General features: G+C 60.6%; 20 protein-coding genes. 4 read left to right on the top strand and 16 right to left on the bottom strand.

Annotated elements, in window-relative coordinates; genetic code table 11:
* Window positions 1–11: 11 nt before the first annotated feature.
* Both betC and choX read right to left on the bottom strand, forming a co-directional pair.
* On the bottom strand, window positions 12–1526 hold the full coding sequence (gene betC, locus ACZ47E_RS18060; protein ID WP_112766399.1) for a choline-sulfatase: 1515 nt from the start codon (window positions 1524–1526) through the stop codon (window positions 12–14).
* Window positions 1527–1540: 14 nt separating this feature from the next.
* Window positions 1541–2494, bottom strand: a complete 954-nt coding sequence (gene choX, locus ACZ47E_RS18055; protein ID WP_080823145.1) for a choline ABC transporter substrate-binding protein — start codon at window positions 2492–2494, stop codon at window positions 1541–1543.
* Window positions 2495–2588: 94 nt separating this feature from the next.
* Here choX and ACZ47E_RS18050 point away from each other — a divergent pair, with 94 nt between their 5' ends.
* The gene (locus ACZ47E_RS18050; protein ID WP_464017106.1) at window positions 2589–3485 is read left to right on the top strand and encodes a choline sulfate utilization transcriptional regulator; all 897 of its coding nucleotides are present in this window, start codon (window positions 2589–2591) and stop codon (window positions 3483–3485) included.
* 29 nt (window positions 3486–3514) lie between these two features.
* Here ACZ47E_RS18050 and ACZ47E_RS18045 read toward each other — a convergent pair whose 3' ends face one another.
* From ACZ47E_RS18045 to ACZ47E_RS18020, 6 genes are all read right to left on the bottom strand, one after another.
* Entirely contained in the window at window positions 3515–4966 is a 1452-nt protein-coding gene (locus ACZ47E_RS18045; protein ID WP_112766397.1) for an aldehyde dehydrogenase, read from the bottom strand.
* Window positions 4967–4982: 16 nt separating this feature from the next.
* Window positions 4983–5705: an ABC transporter ATP-binding protein gene (locus ACZ47E_RS18040; RefSeq protein WP_112766396.1), complete on the bottom strand. Its 723-nt coding sequence runs from the start codon at window positions 5703–5705 to the stop codon at window positions 4983–4985.
* Window positions 5698–6426, bottom strand: a complete 729-nt coding sequence (locus tag ACZ47E_RS18035; protein WP_107340372.1) for an ABC transporter ATP-binding protein — start codon at window positions 6424–6426, stop codon at window positions 5698–5700. Before ACZ47E_RS18035 ends, ACZ47E_RS18040 begins: the two co-directional genes overlap by 8 nt.
* Entirely contained in the window at window positions 6423–7331 is a 909-nt protein-coding gene (locus ACZ47E_RS18030) for a branched-chain amino acid ABC transporter permease (protein ID WP_034497968.1), read from the bottom strand. Before ACZ47E_RS18030 ends, ACZ47E_RS18035 begins: the two co-directional genes overlap by 4 nt.
* The gene (locus ACZ47E_RS18025) at window positions 7328–8200 is read right to left on the bottom strand and encodes a branched-chain amino acid ABC transporter permease (RefSeq protein WP_112766428.1); all 873 of its coding nucleotides are present in this window, start codon (window positions 8198–8200) and stop codon (window positions 7328–7330) included. The genes ACZ47E_RS18030 and ACZ47E_RS18025 overlap by 4 nt, the downstream gene beginning before the upstream one ends.
* Before the next feature lie 70 nt (window positions 8201–8270).
* Window positions 8271–9485, bottom strand: a complete 1215-nt coding sequence (locus ACZ47E_RS18020) for an amino acid ABC transporter substrate-binding protein (RefSeq protein ID WP_112766395.1) — start codon at window positions 9483–9485, stop codon at window positions 8271–8273.
* A gap of 132 nt (window positions 9486–9617) precedes the next feature.
* Here ACZ47E_RS18020 and ACZ47E_RS18015 point away from each other — a divergent pair, with 132 nt between their 5' ends.
* Entirely contained in the window at window positions 9618–10490 is an 873-nt protein-coding gene (locus tag ACZ47E_RS18015) for a helix-turn-helix transcriptional regulator (protein WP_112766394.1), read from the top strand.
* Window positions 10491–10509: 19 nt separating this feature from the next.
* Here ACZ47E_RS18015 and ACZ47E_RS18010 read toward each other — a convergent pair whose 3' ends face one another.
* The 6 genes from ACZ47E_RS18010 to ACZ47E_RS17985 form a co-directional block, all read right to left on the bottom strand.
* On the bottom strand, window positions 10510–10809 hold the full coding sequence (locus ACZ47E_RS18010; RefSeq protein WP_112766393.1) for a HigA family addiction module antitoxin: 300 nt from the start codon (window positions 10807–10809) through the stop codon (window positions 10510–10512).
* A 55-nt stretch (window positions 10810–10864) separates the two neighbouring features.
* Window positions 10865–11146, bottom strand: a complete 282-nt coding sequence (locus tag ACZ47E_RS18005; protein WP_045533913.1) for a type II toxin-antitoxin system RelE/ParE family toxin — start codon at window positions 11144–11146, stop codon at window positions 10865–10867.
* A 74-nt stretch (window positions 11147–11220) separates the two neighbouring features.
* Entirely contained in the window at window positions 11221–12030 is an 810-nt protein-coding gene (locus ACZ47E_RS18000) for an ABC transporter ATP-binding protein (RefSeq protein WP_112766392.1), read from the bottom strand.
* Window positions 12027–13067, bottom strand: coding sequence for a FecCD family ABC transporter permease (locus ACZ47E_RS17995; protein WP_112766391.1), 1041 nt, complete (start codon window positions 13065–13067; stop codon window positions 12027–12029). Before ACZ47E_RS17995 ends, ACZ47E_RS18000 begins: the two co-directional genes overlap by 4 nt.
* Complete coding sequence (locus ACZ47E_RS17990) at window positions 13064–14101, bottom strand: FecCD family ABC transporter permease (RefSeq protein WP_464017191.1); 1038 nt, start codon at window positions 14099–14101, stop codon at window positions 13064–13066. The genes ACZ47E_RS17995 and ACZ47E_RS17990 overlap by 4 nt, the downstream gene beginning before the upstream one ends.
* Before the next feature lie 2 nt (window positions 14102–14103).
* Window positions 14104–15114: an iron-siderophore ABC transporter substrate-binding protein gene (locus ACZ47E_RS17985; protein ID WP_112766389.1), complete on the bottom strand. Its 1011-nt coding sequence runs from the start codon at window positions 15112–15114 to the stop codon at window positions 14104–14106.
* Between the two features lie 221 nt (window positions 15115–15335).
* On the opposite strand from ACZ47E_RS17985, the gene ACZ47E_RS17980 reads away from it, so the two are divergent.
* Window positions 15336–17456: a TonB-dependent siderophore receptor gene (locus tag ACZ47E_RS17980; protein ID WP_112766388.1), complete on the top strand. Its 2121-nt coding sequence runs from the start codon at window positions 15336–15338 to the stop codon at window positions 17454–17456.
* A 131-nt stretch (window positions 17457–17587) separates the two neighbouring features.
* Here the strand turns inward: ACZ47E_RS17980 and ACZ47E_RS17975 are convergent, their stop codons facing one another.
* Complete coding sequence (locus ACZ47E_RS17975) at window positions 17588–18481, bottom strand: helix-turn-helix domain-containing protein (RefSeq protein ID WP_464017105.1); 894 nt, start codon at window positions 18479–18481, stop codon at window positions 17588–17590.
* Window positions 18482–18705: 224 nt separating this feature from the next.
* Between ACZ47E_RS17975 and ACZ47E_RS17970 the strand changes: the two genes are divergently transcribed.
* Window positions 18706–18882, top strand: a complete 177-nt coding sequence (locus ACZ47E_RS17970) for a hypothetical protein (RefSeq protein WP_004444725.1) — start codon at window positions 18706–18708, stop codon at window positions 18880–18882.
* A 126-nt stretch (window positions 18883–19008) separates the two neighbouring features.
* Here the strand turns inward: ACZ47E_RS17970 and katG are convergent, their stop codons facing one another.
* The gene (katG, locus tag ACZ47E_RS17965) at window positions 19009–21180 is read right to left on the bottom strand and encodes a catalase/peroxidase HPI (protein ID WP_112766387.1); all 2172 of its coding nucleotides are present in this window, start codon (window positions 21178–21180) and stop codon (window positions 19009–19011) included.
* Window positions 21181–21210 lie beyond the last annotated feature (30 nt).

The following is a 21210-nucleotide window of genomic DNA, read 5'->3' as shown; positions in this document are numbered from 1 at the left end:
CCTTGCCCGCCTCACTCGCCGCGCGGAAAACGCTGGTTTTCTTCCAGCACGTTGAGGTCCATGTGGTTACGCATGTAGCGTTCCGAAGCCTTCTGCAAGGGTTGGTAGTCCCACGGGTAATAGGCGCCGTTGCGCAGCGCCTTATAGACCACCCAGCGCCGCGCCTGACTTTCGCGAACGGCGGCGTCGAACACCGGCAACTGCCACCGCCGGCCAATTTCGGCGGAAAGCAACGAGAGCACGTCGCTGAAAGCGGGATCGCCAGCGAGATTGGTGCGCTCTTCGGGATCGGCGTCCAGATCGTAAAGCAGCGGCGGATCGGCCTCACAGACGGACAATTTGTACCGACCGTCCCTGATGGCGACGAGCGGCGAGATCGAGCCTTCGGCCGCATATTCCATCGGCACCGGGCCGCGCCCGCCGGTGCCAGCAGCCAACGGCGCCAGATCCTCGCCATCCGTCCAGCGTTTAAGCGAGGTGATATCAAGCCCTGCCAGACCGCACAGCGTCGGCGTCACATCCAGTGTCGAGGCCGGCGTATCGATCAATGCCGGCTGCCAGCCCGGCGCGGCGATCATCAGCGGTACGCGGGCCGAGCCCTCGAAGAAGCACATCTTGAACCACAGGCCGCGCTCACCCAACATATCGCCATGGTCTGAAAGGAAGAGGACGATGGTGTCCTCCTCCATCCGCGTCGCCTTCAGGACGCCAAGGATTTCGCCGATCTTCTCGTCGATATAGGAGACGTTGGCGAAGTAACCGCGGCGTGCCCGGCGTATCTGCTCCGGCGAAATATCGAAGGCATTGTGGTCACAGGCTTCCAGCAACCGTTTCGAATGCGGGTCCTGCTGATCGAAAGCAATGGCCTCCGACTGCGGATCGAGCGCCGGGCAATACTCATAGAGATCCCAGAATTTCCGCCGCGCCACATAGGGATCGTGCGGATGGGTGAAGCTGACCGTCAGACACCACGGCCGGTCATCGAGCCGACGAGACAGGTCATAGAGCTTGCGGGTGGCGTGGTAGGCTACCTCGTCGTCATACTCCATCTGGTTGGTGATTTCGGCAACCCCTGCACCCGTCACCGAACCCAGATTGTGATACCACCAGTCGATCCGCTCGCCCGGCTTGGTATAATCGGGCGTCCAGCCAAAATCCGCGGGATAGATGTCGGTCGTCAGACGCTCTTCGAAGCCGTGCAGCTGGTCAGGCCCGACGAAATGCATCTTGCCTGAGAGACCGGTGTAATAACCGGCTGCCCGCAGATGGTGCGCATAGGTCGGAATGTCGGAGGCGAACTCGGCGGCATTGTCGTAAACCCGCGTCCGGCTTGGCAATTGCCCGGACATTAGGGAGGCGCGGGCCGGCGCACAAAGCGGGCTGGCCGTATAGGTATTGGCGAAGCGTACAGACCGCTCCGCCAAGGCTTTCAGATGCGGTGCATGGAGAAAATCGGCCGGTCCATCGGGAAACAACGTCCCGTTGAACTGGTCGACCATCAGAATGAGGATATTGGGACGCGGCATTTCCACTTTCCGGCTCAGAGACCAAGCTTGCCCTTAACGGCATCCGCACCCGGTTTTCCATCCAGCGTGGTAACGCCCTGCAGCCAGCCATCCAGCGCTTTGGGGTTGGCCTTCACCCAGGCCGCTGCCGCGGCTTTGGAATCCTCTCCGCCGAGAATCGAACCCATGAGGGTATTTTCCATGCCGATATCGAACTTCAGGTTTTTGAAGAGCGCCGCCGCGTTGGGGCATTTTTCCGGCCAGCCGGTGCGGGCAAGCGTATAAACCTCTGCGCCGCCGAAATTCGGGCCGAAATAGGCGTCACCGCCGGAGAGATAGGCGATATCGATCTTCTCGTTCATCGGATGCGGCGCCCAGGCAAGGAAGACCACGGCCTTCTTATCCCGGCCCGCCCGTTCCACCTGCGCCAGCATGGCCTGCTCACCCGATTCGACGAGCTGCCAGCCTTTAAGGCCGAAATCATTGGCGTCTATGATCTTCTGGATATTCTGGTTGGCGGGTGCGCCGGGCTCGATACCGTAAATCTTGCTCTCGAATTCATCGGCATGTTTGGCGAGATCGGCGAAATCCTTCACGCCCTTCTCCGCCATGTAGGAAGGCACCGCCAGCGTGAACTTGGCGCCCTCGAGATTCTTCGTCAAGACCTCGGCAGCTTTCGCCGAATTGAGGTCATCTACGAAGGATTTCTGCGCCGGCATCCAGTTCCCGAGGAAAACGTCGATTTCGCCGTTCTTCATCGCCTGATAGCCAATGGGCACGGAAAGCGTCTTGACGTCGGCTTCATAACCCAATGCATCGAGCAGTACCGAGGCGACGCCATTGGTTGCGGTAATATCCGTCCAGCCGGGATCGCTTAGACGTACGAGCTTGCAGGACGCGTCATCGGCCGCCTGAAGCGGGGTGGAGAAGGCCGCCACGGACAGGAACAGGCCGGCGGCGATGCGGTGCAGATGAGAAACGGTTTTCATTGCGGCTCCCCTTGTATTAGTCCAGTTTATTGAACACCACATTGTTTTTGCCTGTGAAGCGGGTATTTTTCGATAAGTGATATAAGGAAATTTAATGTCAGACCGGCCGCTCGATCTCGGATGGATGCGCATCTTTACCGAGGTTGCCCGCCAGGGCAGCCTGACGGCGGCGGCGGGCTCCCTGCGGCTCACCCAGCCTGCCGTCAGCTATCAGATGCGCAGGCTCGAAGAGGAGCTTGGGGTGGCGCTCATCCGCCGCAAACATCGCGGCATCGATCTGACGGCAGAGGGACAAAGGCTGTTCGAGATCGTCTCCCGTAATGTCGATGCCATTGATCTCCTCGCGCAGCAGCTTCGGCGGACGGAGGAACGCCAGACCATCCGCCTGCATACGGACTATGCCTTTTCGTCATTGTGGCTCATTCCGCGGATGCACGGATTTCGAGCGCTCAACCCTGACATCAACATCCAGATCGTTGCCACGCAGGACCCGTTGGGTCAGGGCAAGCATGACAGCGACGTGATGATCATTTTCGGCACCCGGCAGGAGGCGGGTGACGGGGCCGTACTGCTGCTTTCGGAAAAAGTCACGCCGGTCTGTTCACCTGCGTTTCTGGCAGCAACGCCAGCGCCCGCAGGCGTTGCTGATTTTTCACGGCGGAAACTCATCCACCTCGAAAATACCTCATCAGCGCACTGGTTCGACTGGCCTTCCTATTTCAAGCATTTCGGCGTTCAGAGAGGCCCCGAAAACGACGGCGGCGACATCAGCTTCAACAATTACACCATGGTGGTTCAGGCGACCACCGGAGAACAGGGCTTTGCGCTCGGCTGGGCCGGGCTCGTCGATCCACTGCTCGAGGCTGGCGTACTGGTCACGGCAGGCCCTAGCCTCGATGCACCGGGGCGCGGCTACTGGTTGATGCGGCCGAAAAGCAGCGACAGCGCGGTGAGAAAACTCACCGGCTGGCTGATCGACGAGCGGCGGTGAGGCCGCCGCAGCCGCCCCCGGCGTCCGGTTCAGATCGGATAATGCAGCGGCCCGTCCTGCAGCGTGACCCAGCGTAATTCGGTGAATTCCGCAATGCCCGCCGTGCCGCCGAAGCGGCCGTAACCGGAGGCCTTGACCCCGCCGAAAGGCATCTGCGCCTCATCGTGAACAGTCGGCCCGTTGATGTGGCATATGCCGCTTTCGATCCGCGCGGCAATGGCAAGCGCCCGCGCCTGGTCCCTGCCGAAAATCGCGGCGGAAAGACCAAACTCTGTTTCATTGGCTATGCTTACCGCCTCATCGACGCTGCCGGCCCTGATGATGGAAACGATCGGACCGAAACTTTCCTCGGAATAAAGCCGCATGGCGGGAGTGACGCCATCGATGGCGATCGCATCCAGCATGGTGCCGGTGCCGCCACCACCCGCGACCAGCTTTGCGCCTTTGGACACGGCGTCGTCCACCAGCGCCCTTATGCGTGACGTCGCTTCGGCGCTGACCAGCGAGCCTAGCGGTGTTTTTCCCTCGCGTGGGTCTCCGGCCGTGAGGTTGGACGCTTTTTTGGCGAAGGCCTGCACGAATGTATCGGCAACGCTGTCGAGCACGATGATGCGCTCCGTCGACATGCAGATCTGGCCCTGGTTCATGTAGGCGCCGAAGGCGGCCGCCGCTACAGCGGCGTCGATATCGGCATCATCAAGCACGATGAACGGCGCTTTGCCGCCGAGTTCAAGCAGCGCCGGTTTCAGGTAACGGCCGGCCGTTTCGGCAATCACGCGGCCAACGCGGGTTGACCCGGTGAAGTTGACGCGTCTGACAGCGGAGTGCGCAATCAGCGTGTCGACGATCTTTGCTGCATCCTCCGGCGCATTGGAGACGGCATTGAGCACGCCCTTCGGCAGACCTGCCGACGCCACCGCCTCGATGATCAGCGCATGGGTACGAGGGCAAAGCTCCGAAGTCTTCATCACAACCGTGTTGCCGCAGGCGAGCGGCGTGGCGATGGAACGTACGCCGAGAATGACCGGCGCATTCCACGGCGCGATGGACAGCACAACGCCCGCCGGCTGGCGCAGCGCCATCGCCATGGTGCCGGGACGGTTGGAGGGAATGATCTCGCCCTTGATCTGGGTGGTCAGGCTTGCGGCCTCCACCAGCATATCGCTTGCGAGCTTCACATTGAAACCAGCCCAGGCATCGGTCGCGCCGATTTCTTCCTTCATCGCCTGGGTAATGTCAGGCCCGGCGGCGAGTAGCGCCTGAGCCGCCGCCAGCAGCAGGCGGCGGCGCTCGCCGGGCGATGTGGCCGACCAGACGGGAAAGGCGGCAGCGGCAGCGTCGGCCGCACGGGTAGCGTCCTCCACCGTTGCCGCCGCCGCGCTGGTCGCGACGTCGCCGGTGATCGGATTGTGACGCGAGAAGCGCTTTCCGCTCGCGGCCGGGCAATGGTCGCCACCGATGAAAAGATTGACAGTCTGCATGGTCTTCCTCCTGAATTCAGACAATGGCGGCGGTGGTGCCGCCGAGAAACGCCCGTTGCACGGCGGTATCGGCAGAGAGGGCTTCAGCTTTGCCTGCCCCGACGATACGCCCCGCTTCCAGCAAATATCCGCGATCGGCAAGCGCGAGGCTTTCGCGCACATTCTGCTCCACGAGCAGAATGGAGAGGCCGGTCTTCTTGATCTCCGCCAAGGCGGCGAAAAGTTCCTGCGTAACGATGGGCGCAAGGCCAAGGCTCGGCTCGTCCAGCAACAGATAATCCGGTGCCGACATCAGCGCCCGCCCGATGGCGACCATCTGCTGTTCGCCGCCGGACATGGTGCCGGCAAGCTGCTGCCGGCGTTCGGCGAGACGCGGAAACAGCGAGAAAATATGCTCCCGCGTCACATTTTCTGCTGAACGGGCATGGCGGGGATTGGCGCCGAGGCGAAGATTATCCTCCACTGTCAGCGCCGCGAAAATTCCGCGTCCTTCTGGCACCAGCGCCACGCCGCGGTCCACGATCCGATGAGGAGGGAGAGCGGCAAGCGACGCATCGTCGACGCGCACTTCGCCGGATGCCGGCACAACCATGCCGCCGACGGCTTTCAGCAGCGACGACTTGCCGGCGCCATTGGCGCCAAGCAGAACCACTGTTTCGCCCTTCGCAACATTGAGCGATATGCCATCAACAGCGAGATGTTTGCCGTAGCGGATTGTTAGCGCATCTATTTCAAGCATGTGGCGCTCCCAGATAGGCGGAGATGACCTGCGGATCATCAAGCACCGCTGCCGTCGGCCCGTCGGCGATCTTGCGGCCGGCCGCCATGACCACGGAGCGCGGGCAAAGAGCGCGCACGGCCGCCATGATATGTTCCACCAGCAGAATGGTCGTTCCTTCCGATGCCAGCCGCCGGATCAGCGCGATCCCCTCCTCCAACTCCGTGGGGTTGAGGCCCGCGAGCCATTCGTCAAGAAGCAGAAGCTTCGGTTCGCCCGCAAGCGCACGCGCCAGTTCGAGGCGTTTCTGATCGATATAGGTGAGATCGCCGGCCGGCATGACTTCCCGCCCCGCGAGCCCTATTCTTTCCAGACAGGTGCGCGCGACCTTCTCCGCCGCGGGGCGGGACAACCGCTGCTGCCCGAACATGGCCGAAACCGCGACATTGTCCAGCAGGGAGAGCGAAGGCAAAAGCCGCACGAGCTGAAAGGTGCGCGCCACGCCAGCGCGCGCAATCGCATCCGGCCGCCGGCCGGCAATCTCCTGCCCTTCCAGCCGGATCGATCCCTCCGTCGGCTTCAGCGCGCCCGAGATCAGGTTCATCAGCGTCGTCTTTCCGGAACCGTTCGGCCCGAGCAGCCCCACGACCTCGCCGGCCTTGATAGTCAGGCCCAGACCATCCACTGCCTTCAGCCCGCCGAAGGTCTTGCGGATATCAGCAATTTCGAGAACGGTGCTCATGCCGTCTTCTCCTTTTTGCGCAACTTCTCCAGCGCCGCCAGCACGCCGTCCGGCAACACGAAGACGATGAGGATGAAGAGAGCGCCGAGAATGATGGAAAAATGGTTGGGGAAATTGGCGCCCAGCCATTCGAACAGCAGGAACAGCGGCACAGCACCGAGGATGGGTCCCCAGCGGCGCGCGGCTCCGCCAAGCAGGGCCATGATCACGGTGAGGAAGGAAACCTGAGGATTGAAGACGATGGCCGGCTCGATATAGACCCAGCGCGGGGCCTGGATGGCGCCAACAAGCGTGATGATGGTGGCGGACAGCACGAAGAGCGTCAGCTTGGTGCGGGCAAGATTAATTCCTGCATGGGCGGCCACCACCTCATCATCGCCGATCGCCTTCAGCGCCAGGCCGAGCTTGCTGCGGTCGATGAGCGTCGACAGGACAAGAGTAACGGCGGCCAGCACCAGCAATTGCCAGAGGACATGCTGCGGCTCCAGCGGCAGGAAGATATAGCGCCCTAGCGTTCCGGTCACATTCACTTCATACCAGGTGATGAGCTGGCGGATGAGTTCGGCGAGGCCGAAGGAAAAGATCACGAAATAAATGCCGGCGACGCGCAGCGTGGAAAGCCCGACGACGAAAGCAAGCGCGGCGCCGACAAGGGCGGAGCACAGCAGGACGAGCGGCCATGGCAAAACCTCGCTCAGCACCGCGACCGTATAGGCCCCGACACCGAAAAAGGCGACGGTGGCGAGCGATATATAGCGGGTCGGACCGGAGAACATCGCCCAGGCGGAAGCAAGCGTGGCATAACCGAGAAGGCCGATGATGACGCCGACACCATAGGCATCGAAGAAGAAGGGGGAAAACGCCAGCAGCGCGGCTGCGGCGAGGCCGATCAGAAGCGGAATCATTTGCCCCTCCTTGCGAAGATGCCTTCCGGACGCCAAAGCAGGACCACGAGAAAGAGCAGGTAGGTGGCGGCAAGTGTGAGGCCGGGATCGACATAAACCAGCACAAAGGTTTCCACGAGGCCGAGCAGCAGGCCGGCGACCAGCGCGCCGAGCAAATTGCCGACACCGCCCATGATGACGACGACAAGCGCCTTCATGGTGAAGACCACGCCATAGGAAGCGGAGAAGGTCTGGTACATCGAGATCATCACCCCGCCCGCCACGGCGAGTGCGCCACCGAGAGCAAAGCCGAGGGAAGCCACGCGGTTCACATCGATACCGACCAGCGGCGCGGAACGGGGCGACAGCGCCACTGCCCGCAGGTTAAGACCCCAGCGGCTGCGGGTGAGCGCCAGATAAAGCCCACCACCAATCAGGACCGACAAGCCGAAAGACAGAAGCCGGTTCAGTGCCACCGTCGTGCCGAAGATATCAACACCATCGGCGAGATAGGAATAAGAATGGTAGTTGCCGCCGAACGCCACGAGCATGATGCCCTGAATAACGAAGAGCAGTCCGAAGGTTGCCAGAATCGAATCGACTTCCAGACGGCCGGAGCCGCCTGAACGGCGCACCAGCGGCCGCATCATGACCCGGTAGATCACGAAAGACAGGGCGTAACCGAGCGGCACGATGATGAAAAGCGACCAGAGCGGCGAAAGGCCGTAACCGGAAAACAGAACGAAGGTGATGAAGGCCGCCGCGATCAGCACTTCGCCATAAGCGAGGTTCATGATGCGAGCGATGCCATATTGCAGCGAAAGTCCAAGCGCGATCAGCGCATAGGTCCCTCCCAGCATCAAGCCGAAGATGAGGGTGGATAAGAACAAGGAAATGTCTCCAGTCTGGAACATGGCCGAAGCCTTCCGGCCGGGTTCACGGGTCCCGGCCGGAAAGGGCTTACCATTGCGGCTTCGGGACCACGGGTTTGGCCGCACCGGGACGATCCGCAGGTGCAATCGCCACAAAACGCTCGCTCTGCCATTGCCCCGCCCACCACAGCTGACGAAGCTGGTTGTCTTCAAGTTTGACCGGGCCGATAACGGTGTCGAAGCTTCCCGTCGAAAGCTCGCCTGCCACCGCCGCCTTGTCGAGACCGACACGCTGGATTGACTGGGCCAGCATTTCGAGGCTCGCATAGGTGATGGCGCTTGCCCAGCTGTCCGGCTTGGTGCCGATGAAAGCTTCGTGACGCTTGAAATAATCCTCGATCCTGTCGCTGCTGCCATCGACGCCGCCGATGCTGATGACGCCTTCCTGCTTGCCATCGGAAACTTTCGGGAAAATCGGGAAAGCACCGCCGACACCGACGTAGAACACCTTCGGATTATATCGTGCAGTCTGCGCCTGCTTCGTTACCGCGAAACTGTCCGGCGGGTAGGAGAAGGCGATGAAACTGTCCGCACCGCTTGCCGCGGCCTCGTTCACAAGCGCGGCAAAATCGGAGGTGCCGACCGGATAGGTCTTGTCATAAGCAAGCGTAAAACCCGCTTCCTTCAGCGCGGGTCGCGCAGCCTTTATGAGATCGATGCCGAAACCGTCCGCGACAGATATCACGGCCACCTTGTCATTGATCTGGCCTGCTTCGCGGGCGGCTTTCAAAACATCGGCCAGTGCATTGGCATAGTCGTGCCCCCCGCCCAGCATCCAGAAGCTCTTCTTCCAGCGCGCGGCGAAATCGGGCGCCTTGTCGGTGACGCCGGTGACCGCGAGCTGCGGATAACCGAAACGGTCATAAAGCGGCGCAACCGCCAGATTAAATCCCGTGCCCCAGGGCGGCAGGATGAAATCCACCTTGTCCTGGCTGGCCAGCCGCTCGGTGAACCGCACCGCGTCCTCGGCCGAGGAACGGTCGTCATATTCGACCACGTCAACTGGCAAGCGCTTGCCATCGGGCAGCGTGAGGCCGCCGGCATCGTTGACCTCCTTCACCCATAATTTGTAGTTCGGAATGGTCGTGATACCCGCGCCGGTGGCATTGGCGCCGCTTTTTGACACGGCATAGCCAATCTTTACCGAAGTGCGGTCCTGCGCAGTGGCGTGATTGAAAGACACTGCCGACAGGGCAGCACCGGAGAGCAGGCAGAACAGTGTTCTGCGCTTCAAATTGTTCATGATGTTCCTCCCAAAGCGCTCGATCGGGCAGCCCTTCTCCTCAAGACTCCCCGCGCGCTGATCAAAGTTTAGCAATGACAGTCGCATATAAAATGCACTAGTGTAGTGCATTATTGCACTTTTGGAGTTTGAATGCCGCTGCACAGCCAGTTTGCCGCCAATCGCGTGGAGATCACGGCACGCTCCTTCGCCTCCTCGCTGCGCGTATCGGAGTTCCGGCTGGAATCAGACAGCGCCCATCTTCTTTTGCTTTCTATCGGGGAAGCGGAGATCACGCAGGGCGAAAAGAGGCTGGATGCCCCTTCGCCGGGGCTCATCTGGCTGCCCATAGGGCCAGCAGGCCGCGTGAGACTGAGCGCCGGAAGCCGCGGATCGCTGTTGACGACAACCGAAATCGGGCTGGCTCACGCGATGCCGACGGGCACGAGCGCAAGCGCCGTACGCGCGATACTGCAGCGTATTCTGGTACAGACGCCCGAAGAACAGGACCAAAAGGAACTGGAGGCTTATCTCCAGACAATCGCGAGCGAAAATGTCCGCGCAACGACCGGTTCCGACACGATCATCGCCAACCTGCTCTGCGTCACTCTTGTCCGCATCTGCCATCACGCCATCGCCGATATTGCCGCCGCCGTCTCCACCCCGGGCGGCCTCACCGAACGTTTCGTCCTTCTGGTGAGCCAGCACAAGCACGATCAATGGGCCGTCGAAGATTATGCACACCATCTCGGCGTTACCCGCGAGCGACTGGGATTTGCGGTCCGCAAGGCCACGGGGCTTTCGCCACAGGCCTATATCCACCGGGAACTCCTGTCAGAGGCGCGCGACCTTCTTCTGAACTCTTCGCTGCAAGTCGCTGAAATCGCGTTTCGATTGGGTTTTCAGGACCCCGGCTACTTCAATCGCTTCTTCACCCGCAACGAGGGGACCTCTCCCGGCCGTTTCAGAAGAACGGCAAGGCAGAAGCAGAACATGCCGCCGCCATCCTATGCGGCCTGGCCGTGACGGGACAGGAGGCTGACAACTACGCGGCTTCCAATTCCTTGATATTCGCAAGGTCCGTTTCCAGCCTCGTTGCAGCCGCCTTAATGTCAAAAGCGTTCTGCAAGTTCAGCCAATATTCCGGGGTGGTCTTGAAAAACTTTGCCAGACGCAAGGCGGTGTCCGCGGTGATACCAAGTTTCTCTCCCGCAATCCGTTCTATGCGGGTGCGCGGAACATTGAGGTGCCTTGCGAGCGCGTATGCCGACATCCCCAGCGGCTCAAGATAGAGTTCCCGCAGGATTTCGCCCGGATGGATCGGAGGCGATTTACTGATTGTCATGCTCGCTGGCCCTCCTTGGCCGATTTGTCATGAGCCTTTCCACGAGAATAACCGACTAGTGATAGTCGGTTATTTCCACGTTTTCCGGTCCTGCTTGCGTCCAGACGAAGCAGATGCGCCACTGCTTGTTGATCCGGATCGAATATTGTCCCTCACGGTCGCCGGAAAGCTTTTCCAAACGATTACCGGGCGGTGACCGAAGGTCTTCAACCGTAGTCGCCGCATCCAGGACCGTGAGCAGTTGCTGGGCGCGGCGTAGCATATCGGAGGGAAATCCCTTCTTCACAGATCCGTCGTCAATCGAAGCAGTCAGCTTGTTTTTGAAAGAACGGATCATCGCCTGCCTCTTGATGTTCGTATCATAAATAGATACGCGCAGAAGTCAACGAAACCGTATCTCAAAGAGATACGTTATTGCGTGCTCTGCACGGTCCGATGCCGCCCGATCGGCAGCATCATCGGTTTGCCCGATGTCGGATCCGTGATGACACGGCTTTCAATACCAAAAACGTGGCGGACATTTTCTTCCGTCAACACGTCTTCCGGGGTGCCGAAGCCATGCAGCTTTCCGTCCCTCATGGCGACGAAATGATCGGCATAACGGGCTGCGAGATTAAGATCGTGCAAGACCATGACGATGGTGGTCTCACGCGACTGGTTGAGGTCTGTGAGAAGGTCCAGCACCTCGACCTGATGGCTGATATCGAGGAAGGTCGTCGGCTCATCCAAGAGCAATATGTCGGTCTGCTGGGCAAGCGCCATGGCGATCCACACGCGTTGCCGCTGACCGCCCGATAATTCATCCACCGGCCGCTCGGCAAGCTCGACCGTGTCGGTGGCGACGAGTGCTGCGGCAACCGCTTCGTCATCCTCACGTGCCCAGCGTGCGAACAGGCCGTGATGCGGATGTCGCCCACGGCTGACAAGATCGGCAACCACGATACCTTCAGGCGCTATCGGCGATTGCGGCAGGAGACCCATCCGTTGAGCCAGCTCCCGGGAAGGCAGGCGATGGATCGATTTCCCATCGAGCAGAACCTGACCGGCGCGCGGCGCAATGAGCCGCGACATGCTGCGCAGCAGAGTGGACTTGCCGCAGGCATTGGCGCCGACGATCACGGTGATCCTCCCGCGCGGAACGGCGAGATCCAGCCCTTCGATGATGAGGTTTTCGCCGTAGCCGGCCGACAGGCCGTTCACGGAAAGGGAGTGGCCGGTCATAACGAGCCTCCGCTGCGGTTGACCCGCACGATCAGATAAATCAGATAGGGCGCACCGAGCGCGCCGGTAACGACGCCGACCGGATAGCGGCCCGGCAACAGGAACTGGCCACAATAATCGCCCACCAGCACCAGCGCCGCCCCAACCAGCGCCGCAGGAAGGAGCAGCGATCCATTGCTGCCAACGATACGCGCTGCAATTGGTCCAGACAGGAACGCAACGAAGGCGATCGGCCCCGAGACAGCCGTAGCAAAGGCGATCATGCCAACGGCTGCGACGATGACGATGATGCGTGTCGCTCCCACCCGAACGCCGAGTGCTGCGGCGGCGTCATCACCGAGCCTGAGCGTCTCGAGATCCCGCGCACGGCTGAGAAGCAGGCCGCCGAAGAAAACCAGCGCGATGGCAAGCGGCAGTGTCTGGGCAAGTTTGGCGCCGTTGACGCTGCCGGTCAGCCAGCGCATCGCCTCCTGCAACGTCCATGCCGGCGCAACGGAGAGGATATAGGCGATGAAGCTTTCCAGCATCGCTGAAACGCCGATGCCGACGAGGATCAGCCGCGTTCCGGCCACGCCGTTGCGGAAGGACAGGAGATAGACGAGGAGCGCGACGCCAAGACCGGCCGCGACGGCGAAGACCGAGACCAGCGGCCCGTTCATCTGCAGGACGACGATGGCGAAAACGGCTGCCGCGCTCGCCCCGGAACTGATGCCGATAATATCGGGGCTGGCGAGCGGGTTACGCAGCATGATCTGGAAGGCGACGCCGCCAAGCCCGAAGCTCAAGCCTGCCAGAACGGAAAGCAGCGCGCGCGGCAGGCGCAACTGCCCGACGGTGAAGGTGACGCCGGCAATGTCCTCCCCCAGCAGAACGCGAATGACATCGCCGGGCGGCGTGAAGGATTGCCCGAGCATCAGCGTCGTTGCGAAAGCGGCAATCAGAAGCGCCGACAGGGCAGCGATGACACAGCGACGCCGGCGCTGACGGGCATGGCGATTGAAGACGAGATTTTCGATGACGGGAGCGTAGATGGTCACAATTCACGCACCCTCTGGCGTCTGACAATCCAGATGAAGAAAGGCGCACCGACAAGGGCGGTGACAATGCCGACATCGAGTTCGGACGGCCGCGCCACGATGCGCCCGACAATATCGCCGGCAAGCAGCAGGCACGCCCCGCCAAGCGCCGAGAATGGCAAAAGCCAGCGATTGTCCACACCGACGAGCAGACGGCAGAGATGCGGCACCACCAGCCCGACAAAACCGATCGGCCCGCAAATGGCGGTGGCAGCGCCGCACAGAAGAATGGCGCCGAAGGACGCCACGGCTCGGGCGATCGCAACATTCTCGCCAAGCCCGGCCGCGAGTTCATCTCCGAGCGCCAGAGAATTCAGCTTGCGCGCCGAAAGCAGGCTGATGATGAAGCCGGCGGCCAGAAAGGGCAGCACCGTCTCGATGCGCTCGAAAGTCGCCCCGCCGACGCCGCCGATCTGCCAGGAGCGGATGCCGCCGGCAATATCGCTGCGCGGCAGAACCACGGCGATGACGAGTGAGGAAAAGGCGACGGAGGTGGCGGCACCCGCAAGTGCGAGTTTCAGCGGGGTCGCCCCGCCTCGGCCGAGCGAACCGACAACATAAACGAAAACCGCCGATACCCCCGCCCCCGCAATTGCGACGATGATGAAGACATGAGCCGAGGCGATGCCGAACCAGACGATGCCGATGACGACGGCGAGCGACGCCCCCATGTTCACACCGAGAATACCGGGATCGGCAAGCGGATTGCGCGTGACACCCTGCATGATGGCACCGGCCAGCCCGAGTGCCGCCCCGGAAAGCAGAGCAAGCAGCGTGCGCGGCAAACGCACGGCAACCGCTGCCTCGGCAACCGTCTCCACGCGGCCGCTGAGCCCACCAACAATATCCGTAAATGAGACGTCACGCGTGCCGATGGCGACGGACAGCGCACAAAGCAGCGAGAGAAGCGCCAGCACCGCGCCAAGCCATGCCGATCGCACGCGGTTGGAGCGTCCGGCGAGCAGCACGGCCGTCGCTTTGCCGGATCCAGACATCGTCACTGCGATTTCCCGGAGGATTTATCCGCAGCTTTTGCCAGAAGATCGGCATAGTCCTTCAACACCCACGAAATCGACAGAGGTGTGGGATTGGAGGCGGTGCCGAGCGGATCGCGCCCCAGCATAACGACAGCATCGTTTGAGACGGCGGGCATCCGGGCGAGAAGCGGATCGGCGCGCATGGCATTCAGCAGCGGCTCGCTACCATAGGTCACTATGATATCGACATCGTCGAAGGCATCGACGCGCTCGGCGCTGATACCGGCAGCGAATTGCCCAGGCCTCGTTGCCTCCGCGACGCTTTTGGGGGACGCAAGGCCAAGATCTTTGAAGAACTTCACTCTGGTATCATTGGCCGTATAGAAATTGACAACGCTGAGATTTGTGGCGTCGAGATGGGTGACAAACATGGCCGACTTGCCCTTCAGTTGCGGGTGTCCGGCAACGACCTCGGCTATTTCGCCCTCGATGCGCTTGATGAGCGCCTCCCCTTCTGCGGCCATTCCAAGACCGGCGCTATTCAGCCGGATCATGTCGCGCCAGTCGGTCGCCCATGGAGAGACAGGATAAGCGACCACCGGCGCGATCTGGCTGAGCGTGTCGTAGTCGGACTGGCTGAGGCCGGAATAGGCCGCGAGGATGACATCCGGCTGCGTTGCCGCCACAGCCTCGAAATCGATGCCGTCACCCTCATCGAACAGCACAGGCTTTGGCGCGTCTAGTTCGGATAGCCGTTTCGCCACCCAGGGCAGCAGCCCGTCACCGTCATCATCGCCGAAGTTGGCGGCGGCAAAACCGACGGGCACGATGCCAAGCGCCAGCGGCACTTCATGGTTGGCCCAGGCGACGGTAGCGACCCGCTCGGGCTTCTTCGCAATCGTCGTCGTGCCGAACGCGTGTTTGATGATGACGGGATAGGGTGCCGTCTCCTCCGCCACAGCGATATTCTGTGCGATTACGGACAGAAAAAACACGAAGACCGGTAGAAGACCACAAAACAGGCGGGGCATGAGCGAGGCTTTCAAAGTTCAAAAGTGGACTTGAACTCTCAGCTTCAATTGCCCCCGTCAAGTCTGAGAAGTAAATGCTGCCGCAACAGCGGTGAAATTTCCGGGGTTTTGTACAAAACCGCAAAAATCTACAATACCGGACAAACTTTCTCAAGTTATTGGGCGCATCGAGAGTGGTCCGTGAAAACGGCGATCGGGGCATTAATTTCTGGAACCTACCAATGAATATCGACATCCAAGGCAGAAACCGCAAAACCGCGCGACATCTCCACGGGAAAGCGGCCCTGCTGGCCTGCACGGCGCTTGCCGCATCCATGCCCGGCCTTCTCATGGCGCAGGAGGCTGCCAACACAGGCGGAAGCACGGTTCTGGAGACCATCACCATCGACAGCGGTGACAATGATCAGAAATCCATCGTCGCCAACCGCACGACGAGCGGCAGCAGGATGGCGACCGATATTTTCGACACACCGGCCTCTGTCTCTGTCATCACCGCCAAGGAAATGCAGGAGCGCGGCGTGCAGACGGTAGAAGAAGCACTGCAATATACCGCCGGCGTCACCACGGATTTTTATGGATCCGACGACCGTTTCGACTATTTCAAGATCCGCGGTTTCGACGCTTACATGTACCGCGACGGCCTCACGCTCGGCCGCCCCTTCGGCGCGCTGCGCGAAGAAACCTATGCCTATGAGCGCGTCGAAGTCTTAAAGGGCGGCAACTCCACGACCTTCGGTGTTTCGGACCCCGGTGGTTCGGTAAATTACTCCACAAAAGTGCCGAAACATGCGCGTTTCGGCGAAGCTTATGTGACCGGCGGTTCTTATGGCCGCGCCGAGACCGGCTTCGATTTCGGCGACAACATCACCGGCGACGACACTCTGTCCTATCGTCTGACTGGCAAGCTTCGCAACGCCGATGCGGAATATGACTATTCCCGCGACGATGAGAAATTCTTCATGGGCGGCCTTACCTGGCGTCCGACCGACGCCACCAGCCTCACTGTCGTTTACGACCATCTTAACAAGGATGGCGTTCCCGGCGGCGGCGGCCATCCCGTCGGCTCGCATTTCGATCGGAGCCGCTTCTTCGGCGAACCCGACTACAATTATCGCGGCACGAACCGCAACTCGCTGAGCGTGATGTTCGATCACGATTTCGGGTCCGGTCTGACGCTGAGTTCCAACGCCCGCTACAGCAAGGCGAATACGGACTTTGGATACGCGTATATATCGTCGACGCCGACCAACGGTTCGACCATCGCCAATCGTTCCTATTTCGGCAACGATACCGAGACCGAAAACTTCCTGATCGACACGCGCCTGCAATATGACACGCGGTTCGACAACGTCGAAAGCCGCAGCCTGGTCGGTGTTTTCTATAATGACTACACCTCCGGCAGCAAAAGCTACTTTGGCGCTGCACCGGGCATCAACTGGATGAACCCGATCTATACCGGCGCGCCCTCTTCCGTGCCGCTCTATGCGGACTCCCTGACTGACCAGAAGACGAGAGCGCTCTATCTGCAGCAGGACCTGACCTTCTTCGACAGGCTCACCATCAGCGCCGGCCTTAGAAACGACTGGATCGACACCGACCAGACAAACCGGCTGAACCGCACGACGGCGAGCGGCGACATCAGCGAACTCACGAAGCGCATCGGTGTGTCCTATAAGATAACCAACGAGATCGCGCCCTATATCAGCTATGCTGAATCGGTTGTGCCCGCGTCCGGTCTCACCGTCGAGCCGGAGCGCGGCGAACAGATCGAACTCGGCGTGAAGTACAGGCCGGACGCTTTTCCGGCTCTCTTCACCGCCTCGATCTACGATCTGAAAAAGAACAACATCACCGTCACAAGCCCGATTACCAGCCTGCCCACAACGATCGGCGAGGTGCGTGTGCGTGGTCTTGACCTCGAGGCCAAGGCTGAGGTCACAGACAATTTGAGCCTGACGGCAGCCTATTCCTATCTCGATGCGGAAATCACCGAAAACGGCACTGGCGGCAATGTCGGCAACAGGCCGCAGTTTGTGCCCGAACATCAGGCCTCACTATGGGTCAGCTATACGCTTGCGGGCAACGACCATTTCGGTGACATGACGTTCGGTCTCGGCGGCCGCTATACCGGCGCCTATTATTTCGACAACGCCAACAAGGTCGAAACCGGAAGCAGTGTGACCGTGGATGCGGCATTCAGCTACAAGATCCAGGAAACCGCCTCGCTGGATGTCAATGTCTCCAACCTTTTCAACGAAAAACACGTTTCTTATGGCGGTTTCGGAGCAGACTTCTACAATCCAGGCAGGGCGTTTTCGGTTACCCTGCGCAAGACATGGTGATGTAAGATATCCACAATATTTCAATATATTGTGGATATTTCCTGATGCACGATGTCATGCTCTGGCTTGGCCCGAGATTCAAATAGGCGGCCGCCCACCACGGCCTACGCATCAGGACAAATCCCGCCTTTTCAAAGCAGCCTGTGCAGACGTCGCCAGGCAGCGGGCGTGTTACCCACGGACTGACGGAAAGCCTTGGTGAGATGAGCCTGATCGGAAAAACCGAGCTGGGCAGCAATATCGGCCACCGTCAGATCGCCTTCCAGCAGAAGTTTCTGTGCGGCATCGATACGCCGCTCAAGTTGCCATTGCAGAGGTGTTTTGCCGGTTGTCTGGCGAAACACTGTGGCGAACCAGCTTTCCGACAGCCCGACAATATCGGCCATCTCGGCGACCGTCATGCGGTCATCACCGCGCTTTTCCACGCGGGCGAGCAACCGGTTCATCTGCGCCTGCGTCAACCTGCCATTGGCCTGCTCGGGCGTTGGTCCGGGAATATCCAGCAAGCCGGCAACAATACTGCCGACGAGGCTTTCGGCATAAAGCGGATGTTTCTGCGGCTTGGCCAGTTCATCGACCAGCAGACCAGCCAGGGTTTCCACCGCGCCGATATCCTGCATCTCGACAGGACGGCGCAACGCGGTCATGGCTGCCGAACCGCCGACCGCCGGGGACAGGAAGCGGAGAAGCCGGTCCTTGTGGATATGCAGGTTGAGATGGGAAAAACGATGCGTGGCGTTGCTGCCCGTCCACATGGGCACGCCTGCCGGCACGTAAACCGCCCGCGTCATCGGCCGCGAATGTTGCGAAAGCTCGCCGTCGCGATTTGATATGCGGATTCGCGACGAGACGTCGTTGAAGAAAATCATGATGCGCGGATCGGCGGCGAGATAATACCCCTTCGCCCCCACTTGGCTCTCCGCCTCCCAGAAAGCGCTGACCAGCCCGTCGAACTGGCGCCACTTGACCGGCGCGGTGACGCTGATCCCTTCCGTGTACCAGGTCATGGAATGCCAGAAACCCAATGCAATTACCGTCCGGTTGTCGAGCCGAGGCCGAGGCGTGGAAACAAACGTGGCACAGGGCGATCGTGGCAATCACCCTGCACGCCGCCATAACATGACTTATCTATTCATGTTAATAGCAAAGAACATTATGAATAGAAACATTCTCCCCCGCGAAAAGGCTGGAACCTCTGGCTGGGACGACCGTTGAATTCCTGACAGGAACCAAACGAGGGAGATTATTCATGGACCGCAACAAGGAACCCGGCGACTTCGCAGAGAAGAAGCGCGAGGAACAGGGCCGCGGCGTCATCGTCGCCGGACCGGATGCCCACGAGAATGAAAAGAGCGGCAGAACCCCGTCGCAAGGGGCGGAGAAATCATCCCCGGAGCGTCCGGTACCGTCTTCCGACCGTCGGTGAGCCGCCGCCGCGTCCAGCACATTTACGCAACGCATGTGAGGGCGCCAAGCCGATCTACGAGAAGCCGAAAACAAAAGCGCCTCCCCGATCGCTCAGGGAGGCGCTTCTTAATGGCAAACAGGCTCGTTACAGAAGATCGAAACGGTCGGCGTTCATCACTTTCGTCCAGGCGGCGATGAAGTCGCGGACGAATTTTTCCCTGTTGTCGTCCTGTGCGTAGACTTCCGCATAGGCACGCAGGATCGAGTTCGAGCCGATCACGAGATCGACACGAGTGGCGGTGTACCGTGCCACGCCAGTCCTGCGGTCACGAATCTCATAGAGATTGTTGCCGGTCGGGACCCAGGAATAGGCCATATCCGTCATCGTCGTGAAGAAGTCAGTCGTCAGGGCGCCGGGCTTGTCAGTGAACACGCCATGCGCCGCACCGCCGTAGTTGGCGCCGATGACGCGCAGACCGCCGACAAGTACTGTCAGTTCCGGCGCAGTCAGGCCGAGAAGCTGGGCGCGGTCCAGCAGCAGTTCTTCGGGGCTGACAACATAGTCCTTCTTGATCCAGTTGCGGAAACCATCCGCCAGCGGCTCGAGCGGAGCAAAGCCGTCAGCATCCGTCTGCTCGGCGGAAGCGTCGCCGCGGCCCGGTGCAAACGGCACGGCGATATCGAAGCCGGCCGCTTTCGCGGCCTGTTCCACGCCGTAATTGCCGGCCAGAACGATGACATCCGCGATGCTCGCACCGGTTTCACGGGCAATCGGCTCGAGAACCGAAAGCACGTGGGAAAGACGGGCGGGCTCGTTGCCTTCCCAGTCCTTCTGCGGAGCAAGACGGATACGTGCGCCATTGGCGCCACCACGCTTGTCCGAACCGCGGAAAGTGCGGGCGCTGTCCCAGGCGGTGGCAACCAGATCTGCGACCGGAAGGCCGGAAGCGGCGATCTTGGCCTGCACGGCAGCCACATTGTAGCTCGTGGAGCCTTCAGGCACCGGGTCCTGCCAGATCAGGTCTTCTGCGGGAACGTCCGGTCCGAAGTAACGGGATTTCGGCCCCATGTCACGGTGCGTCAGCTTGAACCAGGCGCGGGCGAAGACTTCCGAGAAATGATCCTGATCATCCTTGAACTTCAGCGAAATCTCACGGTAGATCGGATCGACCTTCAGTGCCATGTCGGCATCGGTCATCATCGGGATGGTGCGGATCGAGGCATCCTCGACGTCAACAGGCTTGTCTTCTTCGGCAATGGTGATCGGCGCCCATTGCGATGCACCGGCGGGGCTATGCGTCAACGTCCACTCATGCTTGAACAGCATGTCGAAGAAGCCATTGTCCCACTTGGTCGGATGGCTCGTCCACGCGCCTTCGATACCCGAGACGACCGTATCACGACCGATGCCGCGGCCCTTGGTGTTGATCCAGCCAAGGCCCTGATATTCCGGGCCTGCGGCTTCGGGATCGGGGCTGAGATTGGCCGCGCTGCCATTGCCGTGCGACTTGCCGATCGTGTGGCCGCCGGCGGTGAGCGCCACGGTTTCCTCGTCGTTCATGCCCATGCGCGCGAAGGTCTCGCGCATCTGCGCCGCCGTCGCCAGCGGATCGGATTTGCCGTTCACGCCTTCCGGATTGACGTAAATGAGACCCATCTGCACGGCGGCAAGCGGGTTTTCCAGCGTTTCCGGCTTCGTCACGTCGCCGTAACGACCGTCGCTCGGAGCCAGCCATTCCTTTTCATCACCCCAATAGGTGTCCTTTTCCGGAGCCCATATGTCTTCACGGCCGAAGGCGAAGCCGAAGGTCTTCAGGCCCGCAACGTCGTAGGCAATGGTGCCGGCGAGCGCGATCAGGTCTGCCCAGGAAATCTTGTTGCCGTATTTCTTCTTGATTGGCCACAGCAGGCGGCGACCCTTATCGGTGTTGACGTTATCAGGCCAGGAATTCAGCGGTGCAAAACGCTGGTTGCCGGTGTTGGCGCCGCCGCGGCCGTCCGTTACGCGATAAGAGCCGGCGGCATGCCAGGTGACACGGGCCATCATACCCACATAGCTGCCCCAGTCGGCCGGCCACCAGTCCTGACTGTCGGTCATCAGGGCCCGAAGATCGGCCTTGAGAGCCTCTACATCAAGCGTCTTCAGCGCTTCGCGATAGTTGAAGGAGGTGCCTAGCGGATTGGTCTTGGTGTCATGCTGATGAAGAATATCGAGGTTCAGCGCGTTCGGCCACCAGTCGGTCACCGATTTGCCGGAAGCCGTATTGCCTCCGTGCATGACGGGACATTTGCCAGCCGGTTTTGAAGTTGCGTCCATTTCACCCTCCGATGGGTTTAGCAATTAAAC

Source organism: Agrobacterium sp. 5Ca39, assembly GCF_055382365.1.
Note: the sequence above shows the minus strand (reverse complement) of the source record. Positions and strands in the feature narration are given on the sequence as shown.

Coding starts and splice junctions, on each gene's coding strand:
- ACZ47E_RS18050 (WP_464017106.1), top strand. CDS start 2,589: ATGTCAGACCGGCCGCTCGATCTCGGATGGATGCGCATCTTTACCGAG.
- ACZ47E_RS18040 (WP_112766396.1), bottom strand. CDS start 5,705: ATGCTTGAAATAGATGCGCTAACAATCCGCTACGGCAAACATCTCGCT.
- ACZ47E_RS18030 (WP_034497968.1), bottom strand. CDS start 7,331: ATGATTCCGCTTCTGATCGGCCTCGCCGCAGCCGCGCTGCTGGCGTTT.
- katG (WP_112766387.1), bottom strand. CDS start 21,180: ATGGACGCAACTTCAAAACCGGCTGGCAAATGTCCCGTCATGCACGGA.
- ACZ47E_RS17970 (WP_004444725.1), top strand. CDS start 18,706: ATGGACCGCAACAAGGAACCCGGCGACTTCGCAGAGAAGAAGCGCGAG.
- ACZ47E_RS18045 (WP_112766397.1), bottom strand. CDS start 4,966: ATGCAGACTGTCAATCTTTTCATCGGTGGCGACCATTGCCCGGCCGCG.
- ACZ47E_RS18035 (WP_107340372.1), bottom strand. CDS start 6,426: ATGAGCACCGTTCTCGAAATTGCTGATATCCGCAAGACCTTCGGCGGG.
- choX (WP_080823145.1), bottom strand. CDS start 2,494: ATGAAAACCGTTTCTCATCTGCACCGCATCGCCGCCGGCCTGTTCCTG.
- ACZ47E_RS18000 (WP_112766392.1), bottom strand. CDS start 12,030: ATGACCGGCCACTCCCTTTCCGTGAACGGCCTGTCGGCCGGCTACGGC.
- ACZ47E_RS18020 (WP_112766395.1), bottom strand. CDS start 9,485: ATGAACAATTTGAAGCGCAGAACACTGTTCTGCCTGCTCTCCGGTGCT.
- betC (WP_112766399.1), bottom strand. CDS start 1,526: ATGCCGCGTCCCAATATCCTCATTCTGATGGTCGACCAGTTCAACGGG.
- ACZ47E_RS18005 (WP_045533913.1), bottom strand. CDS start 11,146: ATGATCCGTTCTTTCAAAAACAAGCTGACTGCTTCGATTGACGACGGA.
- ACZ47E_RS17985 (WP_112766389.1), bottom strand. CDS start 15,114: ATGCCCCGCCTGTTTTGTGGTCTTCTACCGGTCTTCGTGTTTTTTCTG.
- ACZ47E_RS18015 (WP_112766394.1), top strand. CDS start 9,618: ATGCCGCTGCACAGCCAGTTTGCCGCCAATCGCGTGGAGATCACGGCA.
- ACZ47E_RS18010 (WP_112766393.1), bottom strand. CDS start 10,809: ATGACAATCAGTAAATCGCCTCCGATCCATCCGGGCGAAATCCTGCGG.
- ACZ47E_RS17990 (WP_464017191.1), bottom strand. CDS start 14,101: ATGTCTGGATCCGGCAAAGCGACGGCCGTGCTGCTCGCCGGACGCTCC.
- ACZ47E_RS17980 (WP_112766388.1), top strand. CDS start 15,336: ATGAATATCGACATCCAAGGCAGAAACCGCAAAACCGCGCGACATCTC.